Here is a 13,954-nt window from a genome sequence, read left to right as displayed (position 1 = left end):
CTATTTTAGGTGGACAGCTTACTTGGGCTTTTACATATTAGAGTGTAGCAAATCAATTTATATGAAGATGTTGTGTTAAAGTATCTCTGGTTTTGAAGAATATCGCAAAAAAAGTCAAAAATTATTAATTCTTATTCGTTATGATTATAAGTGAAGAGGAGGTGAAATACCGTTGAAAAATGACTGGCTAATTCAAAAAACAATAAATTGGATTGAATCACATTTACATGAGCGAATTTCCGCCAATGATATTGATGCAGTGAGCGGATTTTCAAGATATCATTTTCACAGGGTTTTTCAAACCTCTGTTGGAATGTCTGTCACGGAATATATTCGAATGAGGCGACTTGCAAATGCTGCAGTTATACTTCTTCATACGGATGAAAGAATTATAGATATCGCGTTCTATTATCAATTTGAGTCACAAGAATCCTTTACACGAGCATTCAAAAAACTATATGGTTTGCCACCAGGGCAATACAGAAAAGTAATGAGAGCTATGAGAAAAAACAAGGAGGAATCAATAATGGAAGAGAAAATTAAAGGCTGGTTTATTAGTGGGAGTCATCCATATAATTATGAAATAGGAATAGATCAGGAAACTGTACATCAAGGAAAAGCATCGGGATATTTAAAATCAAAAACTGTTCAGGAACCAGATGAATTTGCAACAATGATGCAACAATTTAAGGCAAATGAATTTAGAAATAAAAGAGTTAAACTTTCGGGGTTTATTAAAACTGAAAATGTTAAACAATTCTCAGGACTTTGGATGAGAGTAGATACTGCATCGGAGGATATCCTGCAGTTTGATAATATGAGTGATAGACCAATCACTGGTACAAATAGTTGGAATCGATATTCTATAGTTCTGGATGTACCAGAAAATAGTGCAATAATATCATTCGGTATTTTACTGACAGGAAAAGGGGAAGTTTGGCTGGATGGACTTAGTTTTGAGGTGGTTGATAAAGATACCCCTACAACCCACATTAGTTTTGAAAACCATCTTTTAGAGGAACCGACAAATCTATCATTTGAAGAATAAAGGATTTTTGGAATTTATTTTTTGAAATCTAAAATATCTTCTATATGTTCTCGTTGAAGATAATATTTGTTTATTTTAGACTCAAATTAATAGTTACAATCCACAGAAAACTTAAGATTATCGATCTAACTTAAAACATCAGCCATTTAAGTTAATAGACCAAACCATTGGTGATCATCCGGAATTTACTTTACAAACAAATTGATGTAAAAATGGATAGCCAGTCCACTTTAGTCTCTAGCAGGTGGGAGATTAACTACCGCTCAATTGGTGGTGACAATAATCAGTAGGAGATGAAGAAAACCCCCACTGATTAAAATTTTACTTTATTATGGTAAGAAAATAACTGGACTGATAGCAGGAGCGCTGCAAGATCATTATGAGTCCCTACTAGCCCAGATTACCAGTCCCCGATTAGTTTACTAGAATTAGATGAAGGAACAATGGAAAGAAAAACAAAAAGATTAGATAATAATAGGGTAAATATGGTATTTTTAAATATAGTTTCAATTAAAGGGGGGATAAGTATGTTTTCACAAACGATAACTGACTATTGGAAATTGCAATTTTTAAACGGGGAAGTTATCTACAACGATAAAGTCTTTACGGTCACCATCAACCCTGACCTGAGCGAAGACAGTCGGCTCATGGTGCTAGAAACTACTGACGAACGGTTTTTGGCAGTCTTGACGCCTGAAATGGCCGAAAAGTTAGACCTTTCAAAAGGACAAGAAATGTCGGAGCTGATCTTCCGCCAGAAATTAAATGAAGCAGGAGTCACAATGCATGGTGCAGATTATCTTTTTTATTTTTCAGAAGCAGAAAAGAACAACTTGTTGCAAGAAGACCTGGAAGGTACATTGCGCCAATTAACAGAACGAGATGATGCAATTTTCTCAGAGTTCGAGTCTTCCGCTACTGAACAAGACTTAGATGATGCTTATGTCGAGTTGGATCACTGGGCGGTATTCGGCTCTTTTGAGCAAGATCGCTTGGTCTGTGCTTCCAGCATGTATCCTTGGGAAGAAAATGTGCAAATTGCGGATCTCGGTGTACTGACTCTATCACCTTTTAGAGGAAAAGGTCATGCTCGCAAAGTGGTACGTTCAATCTGCAAGTACGCATATGAGCAGGGATACGAACCGCAGTATAGATGCCAGCTCGATAACGAAGCTTCAACAGTCTTAGCTAAAGCAGCTGGCTTGACGGTGCTTGGTAAGTGGGATGTAATTTCCCCAAACTGCACTGTCGGAAAGTCCGAGTAGATACGCTCGTTCTTACAATTAAATTAAAAACCGATTTTTCCTAGCATAGAAAAAATCGGTTTTTAATTTAAGAAATCCTTTCGCCTAAACGAAATTCTGATCCATATAAACAGTCGTCATCTACTAATTTACGAACATATGGCATTCATCTATTTAATAAAAAATAATGGTATTATATGGGTCTAGATAAAATAAAGAATTTGCAATAATAAGGAGAATAAAATGTACACAATTGGGCAAGTAGCTAATTTTTTAGGTGTATCTAGAGATACCTTGAAATTTTATGAGGAAAAGGAATTAGTAAAGCCGAAGCAAAATATTGAGAATGGGTATAGAAAATATAATCATTTTGATATTTATGATATTACAACAGTAAATTTTTACAGAGAAATTGATATTGAAATTAAAAAAATCCAGGAATTAAGAAAAAGTAAGAGTATTGATGGAATTCAATCATTATTAGAAGAAAAAGAACAAGAGGTTTTACTGGAAATAGAATATAAAAAACTTCTATTGAAAAAGATTCAAATAGTAAAAGAAGATTGTAAGAAAATCAAACAATTCTTAGGAAAGTACATAGTTAAGGAAATGAAACCTTTAGCAATAAAGGGAGAAATAGAACATTTTACAGCGTATGAAGAATATGACACTTTAAAAAAGAATGCAGAGAGCTTAAAAAAAGCAGTTACGCTCACATCTTTAAGAAGAGTCATCAACTTCAATGAAGAAGGTATTATAGAAGATAAGTTTATTATTGTAAGAAAAGTGGAAGATCCTGATGGAGAAATAGACGGTGAAACCTTATCTCATCCAAAATGTATTTATACAATTATTGAAGATGGAAGATGGTCAACTGGCGGAAAAAATATTGATCAACACGTGGAAGCGAGTTTAAGAAACATAGCATTAGAAAAAGGGTATGAACTTTTGGGACAAGTTTATATAAACCTATTACTGACCACTTATGAAGACGGACTTGAACGTGTATTTCTAGAGATTTATGCACCTATCAAGTGAAACTTATTATTTCCTCTCTTTGCTGAAGAGGCATACCTTATTCAACTAATTTCATCAAGGGAGAGCCCTTTATTTAGGGGTTCTTCCTTTTATTTGAATATAATGCTTGCGAAATTAAAAGTCATAGTGTACTATTTAACTAGTACACTATGACACGAAGTGTATATGAGGTGGAGCCTATTTTAGATCGAATCATTTTATTGCAAAATGGTTCGTTCACTGCACATGAGGAAGTAGAGACGCTTCGAGAAGAAAGCGTATTATAAGAAAGGGTGAAATTAATGACAAGATGGATTGAAAAGGAGATTAGTATGAAAAAATTTACTTTATATCTATTAATGGCGTTCACTATTGTATTGATGTATGCTTGTTCACACGAAACAATGCCTAACGAAGAAAGCAATAAAGAAAGTAAGGAAAAATCTATTAGCAATATTACTGTTAAAATTCCAGATGATATATTTGTTTCTAATAAAAAGAATGAAACTATTAGTGAAGACGAAATGAAAGCAAGTTTAAAAAAGTATATGGATTATAGTCATGTGATAGATAAAGAAATGGAAAAGATTGTTTATCTTTATGAGGATGCTACTGAAACCGATCAGGAAAAACTACATAAATTAATAGCTGAAGGGAAAAAGAATGATGCGAATTTCAATGATTTTATAAGTAATAATAGTATCCCAGATGATTATAAAGAACCTTCAAAGACAATCTATGAATTTGTTTCATCAATCAGGGAAACTTTAACACAATTTGAAGAAGAAATTGTTGGAGCGGTTGAAAATGGTAGCTTGACAGATATAACAGATTTTGCTTCAGAGCATTTTACGAAAGCGAACGGAAGGCAGCAACAAAAAATCGAAAAATTTTTGGACGAGAAAAATATTAACACTACATATTTCGATGAATAGAAAGAATATATGTAATTGCCCTTCAAAACTTTGAAGGGTATTTTTTATCTTTTCTTACGCTGAATTTTATGGTGGTAAAAGTATTGACCTGTGAGCAACCCCTAGGTTTAAGCTAAAGGTATTCGTAAAAGCCTTAATATTTTTACGGAAATTTAGTTCGAAGCAGGGAATATACATGAATAGAGAAAAGAAACTAAAAAAACCAGTAGCGAGTTTTATTGTACTAACCAATATCATTTTTTTGCCACTTTTTTGTCTTGTAGGAGCCATCAGCATGTTGGGATTTCCTAAATGGATTTTTGATGTCATGCTCTGTATATCAGCTTGGTCCTCAACCTTTGCTTTTGCAATATTATTTAAAAAAATCTATCCTGGGCAAAGTTTTATGCAATTTGTAAAAGATAAATTCAAGAATAAACTTAAGTTTTCTGTGATTTTTATTGCAAGTATGATTCAAGCATTCATATTTTTGATGATTTTGTTTATAGTATCTAATACTAGTGAAGTAGACTCTGTTTTTACTGTTTCTTCATGGGGAATGCTGATTTATTTCTTTTTTAAAAACCTTCTTTCTGGGCCACTAGGAGAAGAACTAGGGTGGAGAGGTTTCGCTCAAATGGAGCTTCAAAAGAAGCATTCGCCATTAAAAGCTTCAATCATCATAGGTTTTTGGTGGGGGCTGTGGCATCTGCCTATATGGTTTACTACAGGGTATATGGGCATTGATTTAATCAAATATATTCTACTCTTTATGATTGCAATCATGTCTACTAAGATCGTCATGACAGCATTTCATAATTTAAATCAAAATTTAATCGTCCCAATCATTATCCACCAATTATTTAATTTCTTTCTGGGCTTAATAAACGGGAAATTAATTGATTTACTCATGTATAACGCCATTTTTTACTTCGTTGCAGCCGTTTTAATCATTATTATTAATCCAAAGAACGTATTGTATGGAAAGGAAGAAATAACAGAAAAAGTGTACCTAAAATCATCATCGTATTCAAATTAAGGATGATCACCTACATGGGGTCGATTTATATTTTGGTTTAGAATTTACATGTCTTCCTCATAACCAATTTCACTAGCGTGACCGATCATTGGAGAAGAAATACTGAAGGTAAGAACAATAATACTTAATACAGTAAAGAACTTTTTAAATATGCGAATCCTCCTAATTATTTTTTTAGATTGAGTGTGAGTATTCATCATGTACCTTATATGATACAGTTAAATTATCAATAAACAAGGAGAATAGTAAAAGTGTACTTATTTTTGTTAACTGTAGTTTATTGTTTAGTAACGAGGGTTTTGAATATATCTTTTGAACTTTCCTTGGGAATTTATTTGATAGGATTGGGATTGGTTAAGGGATTCTTTACTGATGAATTAAAGGATGTTTTCAATCTAAAAAGGGCCAAGTATTTGTATGAAGAAAGAGGATTTAAAAATTCTACAATGGAATTATTATCTTTAATTTTGATTTTCATTAATTCCTATTTAATCGATTATGAGCCTTTTTCCCTTTTTGAATTTGTTTATATGTTTTTTCTCATAGCGTTTGTATATCGGTTTATATTTTGGGGTATTATACAGGCGATATGGGAGAGAAAAAAATAGGTTTATGATTTGTATGGAATATTCAATCAATAGAGATTGATAGTTAAATGGGGTAGCATATGCTACCCCTATTTTTATTTTATTTTCGGTTGAAAGTGAACTTGCTGTAGAAGAAAAAACGTGGCAATTGTCAACGGTAAATGTCTGACTGGAGCGATAGCGAAAGGAATTTAAGGAGTTGACAATTTCGCTGCACCCGAACCCTCTTGGCTCTAAATCGAATGCATTCGATTCCTGCCTACCGGCGAGGGAATCCCCTCAAAAGTGAGGAGGTTGGGGGAGGTTTTTTTATGCTATCCAAGTGATGTTTCTTTACTTTCTAAATGGGTAGCAGTTGTACAGTGTAACTGAGAAAAAGTGCGGGAGTTCGATTCAAAAAAGCTGTATAAATAAAGCTTATTTATAATTGGTCGGAGGATTTAGTATCGCCACAAATGGTCATGAGCTTTCTACTCCGACATTGAATGAACTACAAAGAAAAGACATTACTATCATTACTGAACCTATTCAAAATCTTCGTGGTGAGGATGGTTATTTAAACAAAATCGTGTTTAGTTCAGGGCTTGAAATAGAAAGAGTTGGCGGTTTTATAGTCCCTAACTTTGTGCGTCCCAATCAATTTGCAGAGCAGCTCGGTTGTCATTTAAATGGAAATGGTAGCATGATGGTGAGAGACAGGCCGTACGTCACAGGAAAATGTTTATGCAGCGGGGGAGACAGCTAAATTAGGCTAGTCTTCATTAATCGTCGCTGCTGCTGAAGGATATAAAGCAGCGATGGCAGTTGTTTTCGATAGTACAATTTAAAAATTTTTTAACTTAATTACGGATATTAAAAGTCCTTAATGTGTGATAAAGGGGAAGAGTAGGGTCTAATTATAATAATAAGCATATTATAACTTCAAGATTTTTATTTTTACAAGGGAGGAAAAGAAGGATGTCAATTGTTCATGTAACGACAATGAAAGAATTAGGTGAACACTTAAAAACTAAAAAGATGGTGTTAATAAACTTTTGGGCTGAATGGTGTGGCCCATGTAAAATGTTCGCAGGGGTACTTAAAGAACTTAATGAGGAATTCAGTGGTAAGGTGAAAATTATAAAGGTGAATGTTGAAAAAAGCCCAGATATTGCAGCGGAATATAAGGTAATGGGAATTCCACATTCTCGATTGATTGTTCATAATAAATTACGTGAACCAATTGTTGGATATGTGCCTTTTGAAAAACTGAAGCAAATGATCGGAGTATGATTCGATAAACAGCTGATAGACCATTTTGGATGAACATCAAAAAAATGAATGTACAGCAAGTTCCGAAAAAGCTCTATGGTCTACCGTTTGTATACAAAATTACGTGGTGAATGTTTCACTATCATAATCATCAAGCCAGACAAGCAAATAAGATTAATCCTGTTGCTTGTTTGACTTGATTGCTAAATATAATGAAAAACTAATTGCAATGAACATAATCGTAGAAAATATGATCGAGAACGTGTCTGTATAGTAGACGGATGTAATCAATAGGATAAGAGAACAAATGATCATGACAACTCGTAGTAATATATCTGTTTTTTTACTTGGATTAAAAAAATCTTGAAGAATAGCAAATAAATAAGATACTCCGAAAAATATAAAATATTCATAAACAAAAATAGGTTTCACAAAATCTGGAATTCCGAAATAAACTAATTCAAAAATAATAATGAGTGGTGGTATATATTTTATATATTTGCTAAAGGAATTCCTCAAAATATCACTCCTTTTTTTGTAATTAGAATAACATATATTGTGAAAAATAAATAATTCGATGGAGCAGATGACCGCGCGATTCTGTGCCTTTTAAAAAATGCAAAATAGCTTTTACTAGCGTGTATTAAGCCTTTTCGAATTTCGGGAAGATTACACTTGTAACATTAGAAGTACCATCATGAAAATGGTAGACCGTTGATACATAAACGTATGTAGTGGGATGTTAGTCAAATATGATTTTTTCAATCTGTTTAATTATATACCAGCTCGTGTTATAATGAGGAACTTAAGGTAATTTAGACTTTTCCTTATAACTGAACGGATGCCAAGAAAGCCTCCGCGTAGAGATAAAATATAGAGGTGTTAGAGATTGAATAAAAAATGGACGATTGAAAAAATTAAAGAATTTATTGAGAATAATTCGGAAAGTAAGTTACTAACGACGGAATATCACGGTTTTTCTCAAAAGTTATTATTAAAATGTGCGTGTGGTAGTGAATTTGAAAAAACATTTACAAAGTTTAAAAATAAACATCAACGTAAATGTGACGTCTGCCAACCACCAAAAGAATCACGCTAATCAAACGAAGTGTTTAAATGAACTAGCTAATTAAAAAAGTTCAATGTTTACAGCTACAAAGAATATTTTAAAAGTGAGTAGGAGAACAAACATGATAGAGATCAAAACATCTCCATTAAGTGATGGAGAATTCAATAGAGGGGTATTTGCAACATGTGATATCCAAAAAGGAGAGCTTTTACACGAAGCACCTGTCATTTCTTATCCAAACGAACAGCATCAATACATTGAGCAAACCTTACTCGCTGATTATGCTTTTGAGTATGGGATCGGTCAATCCGCTATCCTGCTTGGTTATGGAATGTTGTTTAACCATTCTTATGAACCAAATGCAACTTATGAGATAAATTTTAAAAATCGCACTTTTGACTTTTTTGCTTACACAGATATAAAAGCCGGAGATGAAATTCTAATCAATTATAATGGCGACGTTGATGACAAAGATCCACTATGGTTTGATCAGGAATAAAAAGGATTTAAAATAAATCAGGGCGTTGATCCAACAAGGATTGACGCTCTTTTTTGACGTTATTTATGAGGTATGTTTGCTTCTACTGTACAACGTGATTCAAGTGGTGTGTGGGCATTATTGTCCAATGAGGTGATTGGAGTTTCTACAGGAAAAAGGAGTTATTCTTAAAAATTTGGTATAATGAGAGAGTAACGAGATAGAGGCTATATGGGCGATTGGTAATCAAATTTTCACCTATTTTCTTCGAGTCCTTGAAGAGAAAGGAGTTGATACCAATGACTATTTTTGAAGCAATAATGGTAGCTATAAGTTTCTCTACGCTTATAGTTTCAGTAATTGCATTGTCGTTTACTTTTACACAAAAAAAAGTAAACCGCCTCCGCCTGCCAAGCATGTGAGTCGGTTTACTTTCTTCTCATTGCAAATCGCCTTGTTACGAAGACCATTTGGTGCTGTAACACTAAATGGTCTTATATATTTTATATACATCTTCAATATGAACTATAACACGGAGATAAGTATTTATTCAATTAGAACAAATATTTACCCAAAATCAATAAATACAGAATGATAGGCTTTACAAGAAAATAATTAATTCAACATGAGAAAGAAGAGAACTAGATAGTTGTATTTTGCAAAGAAAAAATACATAGTTTTGCAATTACACAATGTTGCAACTTGACATGGAGGCCTCTGAGGGCATGAGTAATGAACCAAGAAGCCAGCTATATTAAGGGCTGGCTTTGCCTATACGAGGCTATCTGGTCCTCCTCTCCAAGTAAAGTTGCAACGCCAAATCAGGTTACAATACTCTGTCCTTTTATTTTGCAATACACAATAGTTGTCTGTTTTATGTATTATTGTATAAAATTCACTTGATGGTTTTTTACACTTTCCTATGCGGTATTTAACAATTTCAATTTCCAACGTATTAATGCGTGTTCAAGGGATTTTTCAGGTACGATCAAATGTGTTATGACAGCTGCTTTGACAGCTCTTGTTTGTTATTCAACTCCCATGAAAGAACGAAATAATCTTTCATTCTCTGTGATGTATCGCTGGTTTTTGCCCTACATGGATGGCTAACGGGGCAGTTTTGTTGAAGAAAAATGGTAAAATTAAAGAAACAAATTGAGGTGGAAATATGCTTATAAATGACTATATGAATGAAAATTTTCCTAACTTAATTCTTAGACCACCTTTGTTTTATAACTGGGAAATCAGCATACGGTTCGAGTTAGGGATAGAGTGGGATAGAGAATACGATTATGAAAATAGTCCTTATGTACAGGAGGTTTATAAAAGGGCTGTCACGCTGTTTGAATTGCTACATTTACAAGACGAGGAAATTGTTATTGTAGTAGATGTGAATGATTTTGGAGATGGAAAAACCTATAAGCACAAAGCGAGGATTTTTTCTCCATATGTCTATGATAAATCAGTCTTATATAAATTGAAGCATACAGAAATGCCTTATATTTTTCCTGAAGATGATGAGGACGGAAAATATAAAACACATAGGTTTACCCTTGAATGTAAAGTATCTGATATGAAGTACATTCCATTGTTAAAAGCAGTATGCAACCAGGATTTAGGGATTCAACCAAGTATTTTTCATAGGATATATTTTTTAAATATCAAAAGGAAAACCATTTTTCACGTTTATGATGATAGAGGATGTGATTTGCTTGCTACCTCACCTGAATCTATACGAGACATTTATAATACATACAATGATTGGATATTAGATTACGATAAGGACGAAATAGATAAAGTGTTTAAATAAATCCTTATTGTACTTCCATGAAAGAACTTAATCATCTTTCATTTTCTGTGGTGTAGCGCTGGTTTTTGCGCTACATGGATGGCTAACGGGTGTTTTACTTCAATAAGGGGTAGAGCCATATGACTAACGTAAGCAGGATAATTTAATAAGGATTAAATTTAGGAGGTTGATAAATGAGTTTCTGTTCATTTATAGCAACAAATTATGAAATGCCAGAAGTAGAAACAAAAGCGAAGTATATTACTGTTAAGGAAGCTATTGAATTAGAAATAAAACCACATGAGTTGGTACCTTGGGAGAAGATGGACCCTAATGCCCAAATATTATTTGTTGAAAATGAAGATGACTTAAATGAATTGGACATTAAAAAGGACGCTTACTATGATGTAAGTGGATATACAAGTTATCCATTCATTTATGAAGTGAATTTTATCTATTCGGAATTGAGGGCAAGGCAATTACTGGAGTACCTAAAAGAAAATATTAGAGAAGGACAGATATTAGAACTATGGAGAGTGTGGATTGGTCATGACGATAATGAAATAAATATACCGTATATTAGATGTTATTATGAAGAATTATCTCTAAATCATTTAGTACAAATGTACAATTGGAACCATGAAAAATATAAAGAACAATATTGTATAGTATTAGAAAGATAAAAATATAAATAATCCTTATTGAACTCCCATGAAAGAACTTAATCATCTTTCATTTTCTGTGGTGTAGCGCTGGTTTTTGCGCTACATGGATGGCTAATGGGGCGGATTGGTTAAAGAATAAATGTTATAATATGGATATGGTTGAAAAGTAGATTTGATAATGGAAGGTGTATTTGTGTGTTTTCATTTATTATTATAGCTTACTGTATATTTGTGGTAATCAATCTTATACACAAAAATAGAGAATCAATAAGACAATTAACGGCTAAACAATTAATTCTCGCTTCTTTTTCCTATCTTTCCACGGTGCTATTGGGGGTTATTTGTATTTATTATGGAGGTAATTGGATTGCTGGACAATTTTCAAATCGTTTTCTGCAATTAGTTGTTTTCATTTTGATAATAGTCATCACAATATCTTTATGCCAATGGCCATTTAGAAAAATATTAAATAGAGTTACATCAGGTATTTTTCCAAAGAATTGAAAAGTAAAAATTTTTCTATAGCGATTGTATCATAAACACAGTCGCTTCTTATGCTAACGTGGCAGTTTAGTTGAAGAGTGTTGTTTAACTTGTTGTTCAACAATCGGGCCATATTATTGAATAACAACCTTTTATGAAAAGTTACCAAACGATGGTTTGGTAACTTTTCTTTAGCTAATGTAGCAGGTTAATAATTAAAAGTTAGGTAGGATGTTATGCATAGAAAGCTAAGTAATATAGATTTCAGCTATTTTAATATACAGTTAGTCCTTTGTTGCCACATTTATTTAGGCAGTTTCTTATAATAAGTTAAAACCCCTTATGAAATTCAGAAAATAGACAATATTCCAATATAAATTTACACTGATTGGTGTATATGTTCTCTGGTGGAAAAAAATAACGCTATGCCAAATGCTTTTTATCATTCATCTGTAGCTGCTTATGGATATGCAGCTAATTATGATAAAGCAAGAAGTTATTGGAATGGTAGCAGTAAAGTTAATATTACTAAAACTACTTCATCTGCAGGTCGTCCTGATATTTATTCTGTCGGAACTACTTCTGTAAGTGGACTTTTAGGACAAGCAGGTGGATATAATAGTTCAGGGAGTGCAGTATCATTAGATAGTAACTGGGATTACGCTACATCAATTATTTATGATAATCAGATGAGAGCACAGTCAAATTATACAGCATCTCGTATAAATTTTAATGCTGCTCACGAAGTAGGTCATACTATTAAAATGGCACATGTAGGTATACCTCACGATTCAGTAATGGTTCAAGGTTGGTGGGAAATCCCTTCTGGTTTAACAAGTTATGATTCAGGTGAAATTAATAAAAAATGGTAATAGGAGGATTTCTATGAAAAAGTCACAATTTTTAACTATAACTTCATTTTCTTTGTTGTTATGTGCATGTGGTAATGATCAGGTAGCTGAAAAACCTAAGAAAAACGAAGAAATAGAAACCGTAGTAACTCATGGAAGCTATATTGCGTATGATGCTGAAAGCCAATTATTTAATGATGCTGAACTTGTTGTAATGGCGAAAACTGACAAAAAATTCGAAGATAGAGAACATGTCGTAAAGTACATTTCATCAAACAATGAATCTGACGCTGGTTTACCTCCAGTAATTGAAGATTTCTATACGAAAACACCAATCACAATTTCTAAGGTATTGAAGCAAGATGAATCTTCTTCAATAACTGAAAATGATAATCTAACAATTATAGAGCCAATTAGTTACGATGAACAAAAGAAATTATCAATTGAAAATTATGCTGAATTAACTGATGGGGAAATGTACATTCTATATTTAAAGAAAAATACTTTTGGTGAATATAGCATTATCAATATGAATAACGGTAGATTTAATTTAGAAAGTAATGATAAGATTCAAAGTATCTCTGAACATGGACATGAAATTGACAAAGAGAAACACGAAGAAATGAAATCTGATGTAGTGAAAAGATTTGCAAACGAAATGGAAGAAATCGGTATAGATCCACAAAATTAAAAAAAAATAATACTGCTATTCAATTAAATCAATTAATTTATCTGTCATCTCTTTGGAAATCGTATAAATAGTATGAGTATCATCTGTTTTCATTAATGCACTTTTTCACTATCCACAATCCAAAATTCTGTTTCTTATTATTTACATAAACAACATCCATATATAAATCTGGATTCACCATATTTACCATATCATTTTCCTGTACAGCACCTGATATTATATTACGGGGGCTTCAGTGCAATAAGGGTTGTTCGATCCACTTGTTCTGAATGGCGGTAACATATAAATAGAATCTCAATGAAAAGTTACCAAAGGACGCTTTGGGAAGGTTATACTTTAACTAACGGGTGCAGTTGTTGAATAAGCGCTGTGCTATAATTGGATTATATTGAAAAAAGTGTATGTTAAAATTCGAACAAAATAAATTTATATGTAGGGAGATGACTACTTTATGAAAAAGAGAATTTCTATAGTATTAACAACGATAGCTATCATTACTTTTGGTGTTTTTATTTATTATGGGTCTTTGACCGAGGCTAATAAGGAAACCGACAGTATTGTAATAGATAAAGATGGAGAAGTAGTAGAACCACTTAGTGGTAATAACGATAATATGGGTCATTAATACACATTAATATCGGCAGACATTTTTCTTGACGTTCTATTTGTACCAATATTCTCCTAAGCAATCGGGCGCTTTAGTGCAACAAGGACTTATAAGCTATACAAAACAATCATAATAAACGTTCCCAAATGTAAGTTTGGAAACAGACTTAAAGGCAACGAATGTTGTGAAATCAACAGTTTCGTGGCTTTTTGTATGCACAT

At 32.8% G+C, this 13,954-nt stretch carries 16 protein-coding genes and 1 pseudogene; 16 read left to right on the top strand and 1 reads right to left on the bottom strand.

Annotated features, from left to right (window positions below; genetic code table 11):
* The first annotated feature begins 172 nt into the window (after positions 1–172).
* The 8 genes and pseudogenes from ACIQ7T_RS16985 (at position 173) to ACIQ7T_RS16950 (ending at position 7,121) form a co-directional block, all read left to right on the top strand.
* Positions 173–1,048: a helix-turn-helix transcriptional regulator gene (locus tag ACIQ7T_RS16985; protein WP_370083239.1), complete on the top strand. Its 876-nt coding sequence runs from the start codon at positions 173–175 to the stop codon at positions 1,046–1,048.
* 527 nt (positions 1,049–1,575) lie between these two features.
* A complete protein-coding gene (locus ACIQ7T_RS16980; RefSeq protein ID WP_370083241.1) occupies positions 1,576–2,313 on the top strand; it encodes a GNAT family N-acetyltransferase in 738 nt (245 codons plus the stop codon).
* A gap of 222 nt (positions 2,314–2,535) precedes the next feature.
* The gene (locus tag ACIQ7T_RS16975) at positions 2,536–3,330 is read left to right on the top strand and encodes a MerR family transcriptional regulator (protein ID WP_370083243.1); all 795 of its coding nucleotides are present in this window, start codon (positions 2,536–2,538) and stop codon (positions 3,328–3,330) included.
* Positions 3,331–3,641: 311 nt separating this feature from the next.
* Entirely contained in the window at positions 3,642–4,244 is a 603-nt protein-coding gene (locus ACIQ7T_RS16970; protein WP_370083263.1) for an NDxxF motif lipoprotein, read from the top strand.
* Between the two features lie 175 nt (positions 4,245–4,419).
* Positions 4,420–5,262 (top strand): CPBP family intramembrane glutamic endopeptidase, encoded by an 843-nt coding sequence (locus tag ACIQ7T_RS16965; protein ID WP_370083245.1) that lies wholly within the window; start codon positions 4,420–4,422, stop codon positions 5,260–5,262.
* A 251-nt stretch (positions 5,263–5,513) separates the two neighbouring features.
* Positions 5,514–5,870, top strand: coding sequence for a hypothetical protein (locus ACIQ7T_RS16960; protein ID WP_370083247.1), 357 nt, complete (start codon positions 5,514–5,516; stop codon positions 5,868–5,870).
* A 392-nt stretch (positions 5,871–6,262) separates the two neighbouring features.
* Positions 6,263–6,676, top strand: a pseudogene (locus ACIQ7T_RS16955) (FAD-dependent oxidoreductase); the annotation flags it as partial.
* Between the two features lie 130 nt (positions 6,677–6,806).
* Positions 6,807–7,121: a thioredoxin family protein gene (locus tag ACIQ7T_RS16950; protein ID WP_370083249.1), complete on the top strand. Its 315-nt coding sequence runs from the start codon at positions 6,807–6,809 to the stop codon at positions 7,119–7,121.
* 153 nt (positions 7,122–7,274) lie between these two features.
* On the opposite strand, the gene ACIQ7T_RS16945 is transcribed toward ACIQ7T_RS16950, so the two are convergent.
* Entirely contained in the window at positions 7,275–7,619 is a 345-nt protein-coding gene (locus ACIQ7T_RS16945) for a hypothetical protein (RefSeq protein ID WP_370083251.1), read from the bottom strand.
* Positions 7,620–7,989: 370 nt separating this feature from the next.
* Between ACIQ7T_RS16945 and ACIQ7T_RS16940 the strand changes: the two genes are divergently transcribed.
* The 8 genes from ACIQ7T_RS16940 (at position 7,990) to ACIQ7T_RS16905 (ending at position 13,751) form a co-directional block, all read left to right on the top strand.
* The gene (locus ACIQ7T_RS16940; RefSeq protein ID WP_370083253.1) at positions 7,990–8,199 is read left to right on the top strand and encodes a hypothetical protein; all 210 of its coding nucleotides are present in this window, start codon (positions 7,990–7,992) and stop codon (positions 8,197–8,199) included.
* Positions 8,200–8,290: 91 nt separating this feature from the next.
* Positions 8,291–8,668 (top strand): SET domain-containing protein, encoded by a 378-nt coding sequence (locus ACIQ7T_RS16935; RefSeq protein ID WP_370083255.1) that lies wholly within the window; start codon positions 8,291–8,293, stop codon positions 8,666–8,668.
* 278 nt (positions 8,669–8,946) lie between these two features.
* Entirely contained in the window at positions 8,947–9,069 is a 123-nt protein-coding gene (locus tag ACIQ7T_RS16930; RefSeq protein WP_370078498.1) for a putative holin-like toxin, read from the top strand.
* Between the two features lie 746 nt (positions 9,070–9,815).
* Positions 9,816–10,457 (top strand): DUF3885 domain-containing protein, encoded by a 642-nt coding sequence (locus ACIQ7T_RS16925; RefSeq protein WP_370078500.1) that lies wholly within the window; start codon positions 9,816–9,818, stop codon positions 10,455–10,457.
* Positions 10,458–10,630: 173 nt separating this feature from the next.
* Positions 10,631–11,119 (top strand): magnesium transporter, encoded by a 489-nt coding sequence (locus ACIQ7T_RS16920; RefSeq protein WP_370078502.1) that lies wholly within the window; start codon positions 10,631–10,633, stop codon positions 11,117–11,119.
* A gap of 872 nt (positions 11,120–11,991) precedes the next feature.
* A complete protein-coding gene (locus ACIQ7T_RS16915) occupies positions 11,992–12,456 on the top strand; it encodes a hypothetical protein (RefSeq protein WP_370078504.1) in 465 nt (154 codons plus the stop codon).
* 13 nt (positions 12,457–12,469) lie between these two features.
* Positions 12,470–13,126, top strand: coding sequence for a hypothetical protein (locus tag ACIQ7T_RS16910; RefSeq protein ID WP_370078506.1), 657 nt, complete (start codon positions 12,470–12,472; stop codon positions 13,124–13,126).
* A gap of 451 nt (positions 13,127–13,577) precedes the next feature.
* The gene (locus tag ACIQ7T_RS16905) at positions 13,578–13,751 is read left to right on the top strand and encodes a hypothetical protein (RefSeq protein WP_370078508.1); all 174 of its coding nucleotides are present in this window, start codon (positions 13,578–13,580) and stop codon (positions 13,749–13,751) included.
* The last annotated feature ends 203 nt before the right edge of the window (positions 13,752–13,954 follow it).

The organism is Lysinibacillus sp. NPDC096212 (assembly GCF_044763105.1).
GTDB lineage: Bacteria > Bacillota > Bacilli > Bacillales_A > Planococcaceae > Lysinibacillus.
This window is presented reverse-complemented; position numbering and strand designations above follow the sequence as displayed.

Coding starts and splice junctions, on each gene's coding strand:
- ACIQ7T_RS16930 (WP_370078498.1), top strand. CDS start 8,947: ATGACTATTTTTGAAGCAATAATGGTAGCTATAAGTTTCTCTACGCTT.
- ACIQ7T_RS16975 (WP_370083243.1), top strand. CDS start 2,536: ATGTACACAATTGGGCAAGTAGCTAATTTTTTAGGTGTATCTAGAGAT.
- ACIQ7T_RS16965 (WP_370083245.1), top strand. CDS start 4,420: ATGAATAGAGAAAAGAAACTAAAAAAACCAGTAGCGAGTTTTATTGTA.
- ACIQ7T_RS16925 (WP_370078500.1), top strand. CDS start 9,816: ATGCTTATAAATGACTATATGAATGAAAATTTTCCTAACTTAATTCTT.
- ACIQ7T_RS16910 (WP_370078506.1), top strand. CDS start 12,470: ATGAAAAAGTCACAATTTTTAACTATAACTTCATTTTCTTTGTTGTTA.
- ACIQ7T_RS16920 (WP_370078502.1), top strand. CDS start 10,631: ATGAGTTTCTGTTCATTTATAGCAACAAATTATGAAATGCCAGAAGTA.
- ACIQ7T_RS16905 (WP_370078508.1), top strand. CDS start 13,578: ATGAAAAAGAGAATTTCTATAGTATTAACAACGATAGCTATCATTACT.
- ACIQ7T_RS16970 (WP_370083263.1), top strand. CDS start 3,642: ATGAAAAAATTTACTTTATATCTATTAATGGCGTTCACTATTGTATTG.
- ACIQ7T_RS16935 (WP_370083255.1), top strand. CDS start 8,291: ATGATAGAGATCAAAACATCTCCATTAAGTGATGGAGAATTCAATAGA.
- ACIQ7T_RS16980 (WP_370083241.1), top strand. CDS start 1,576: ATGTTTTCACAAACGATAACTGACTATTGGAAATTGCAATTTTTAAAC.
- ACIQ7T_RS16950 (WP_370083249.1), top strand. CDS start 6,807: ATGTCAATTGTTCATGTAACGACAATGAAAGAATTAGGTGAACACTTA.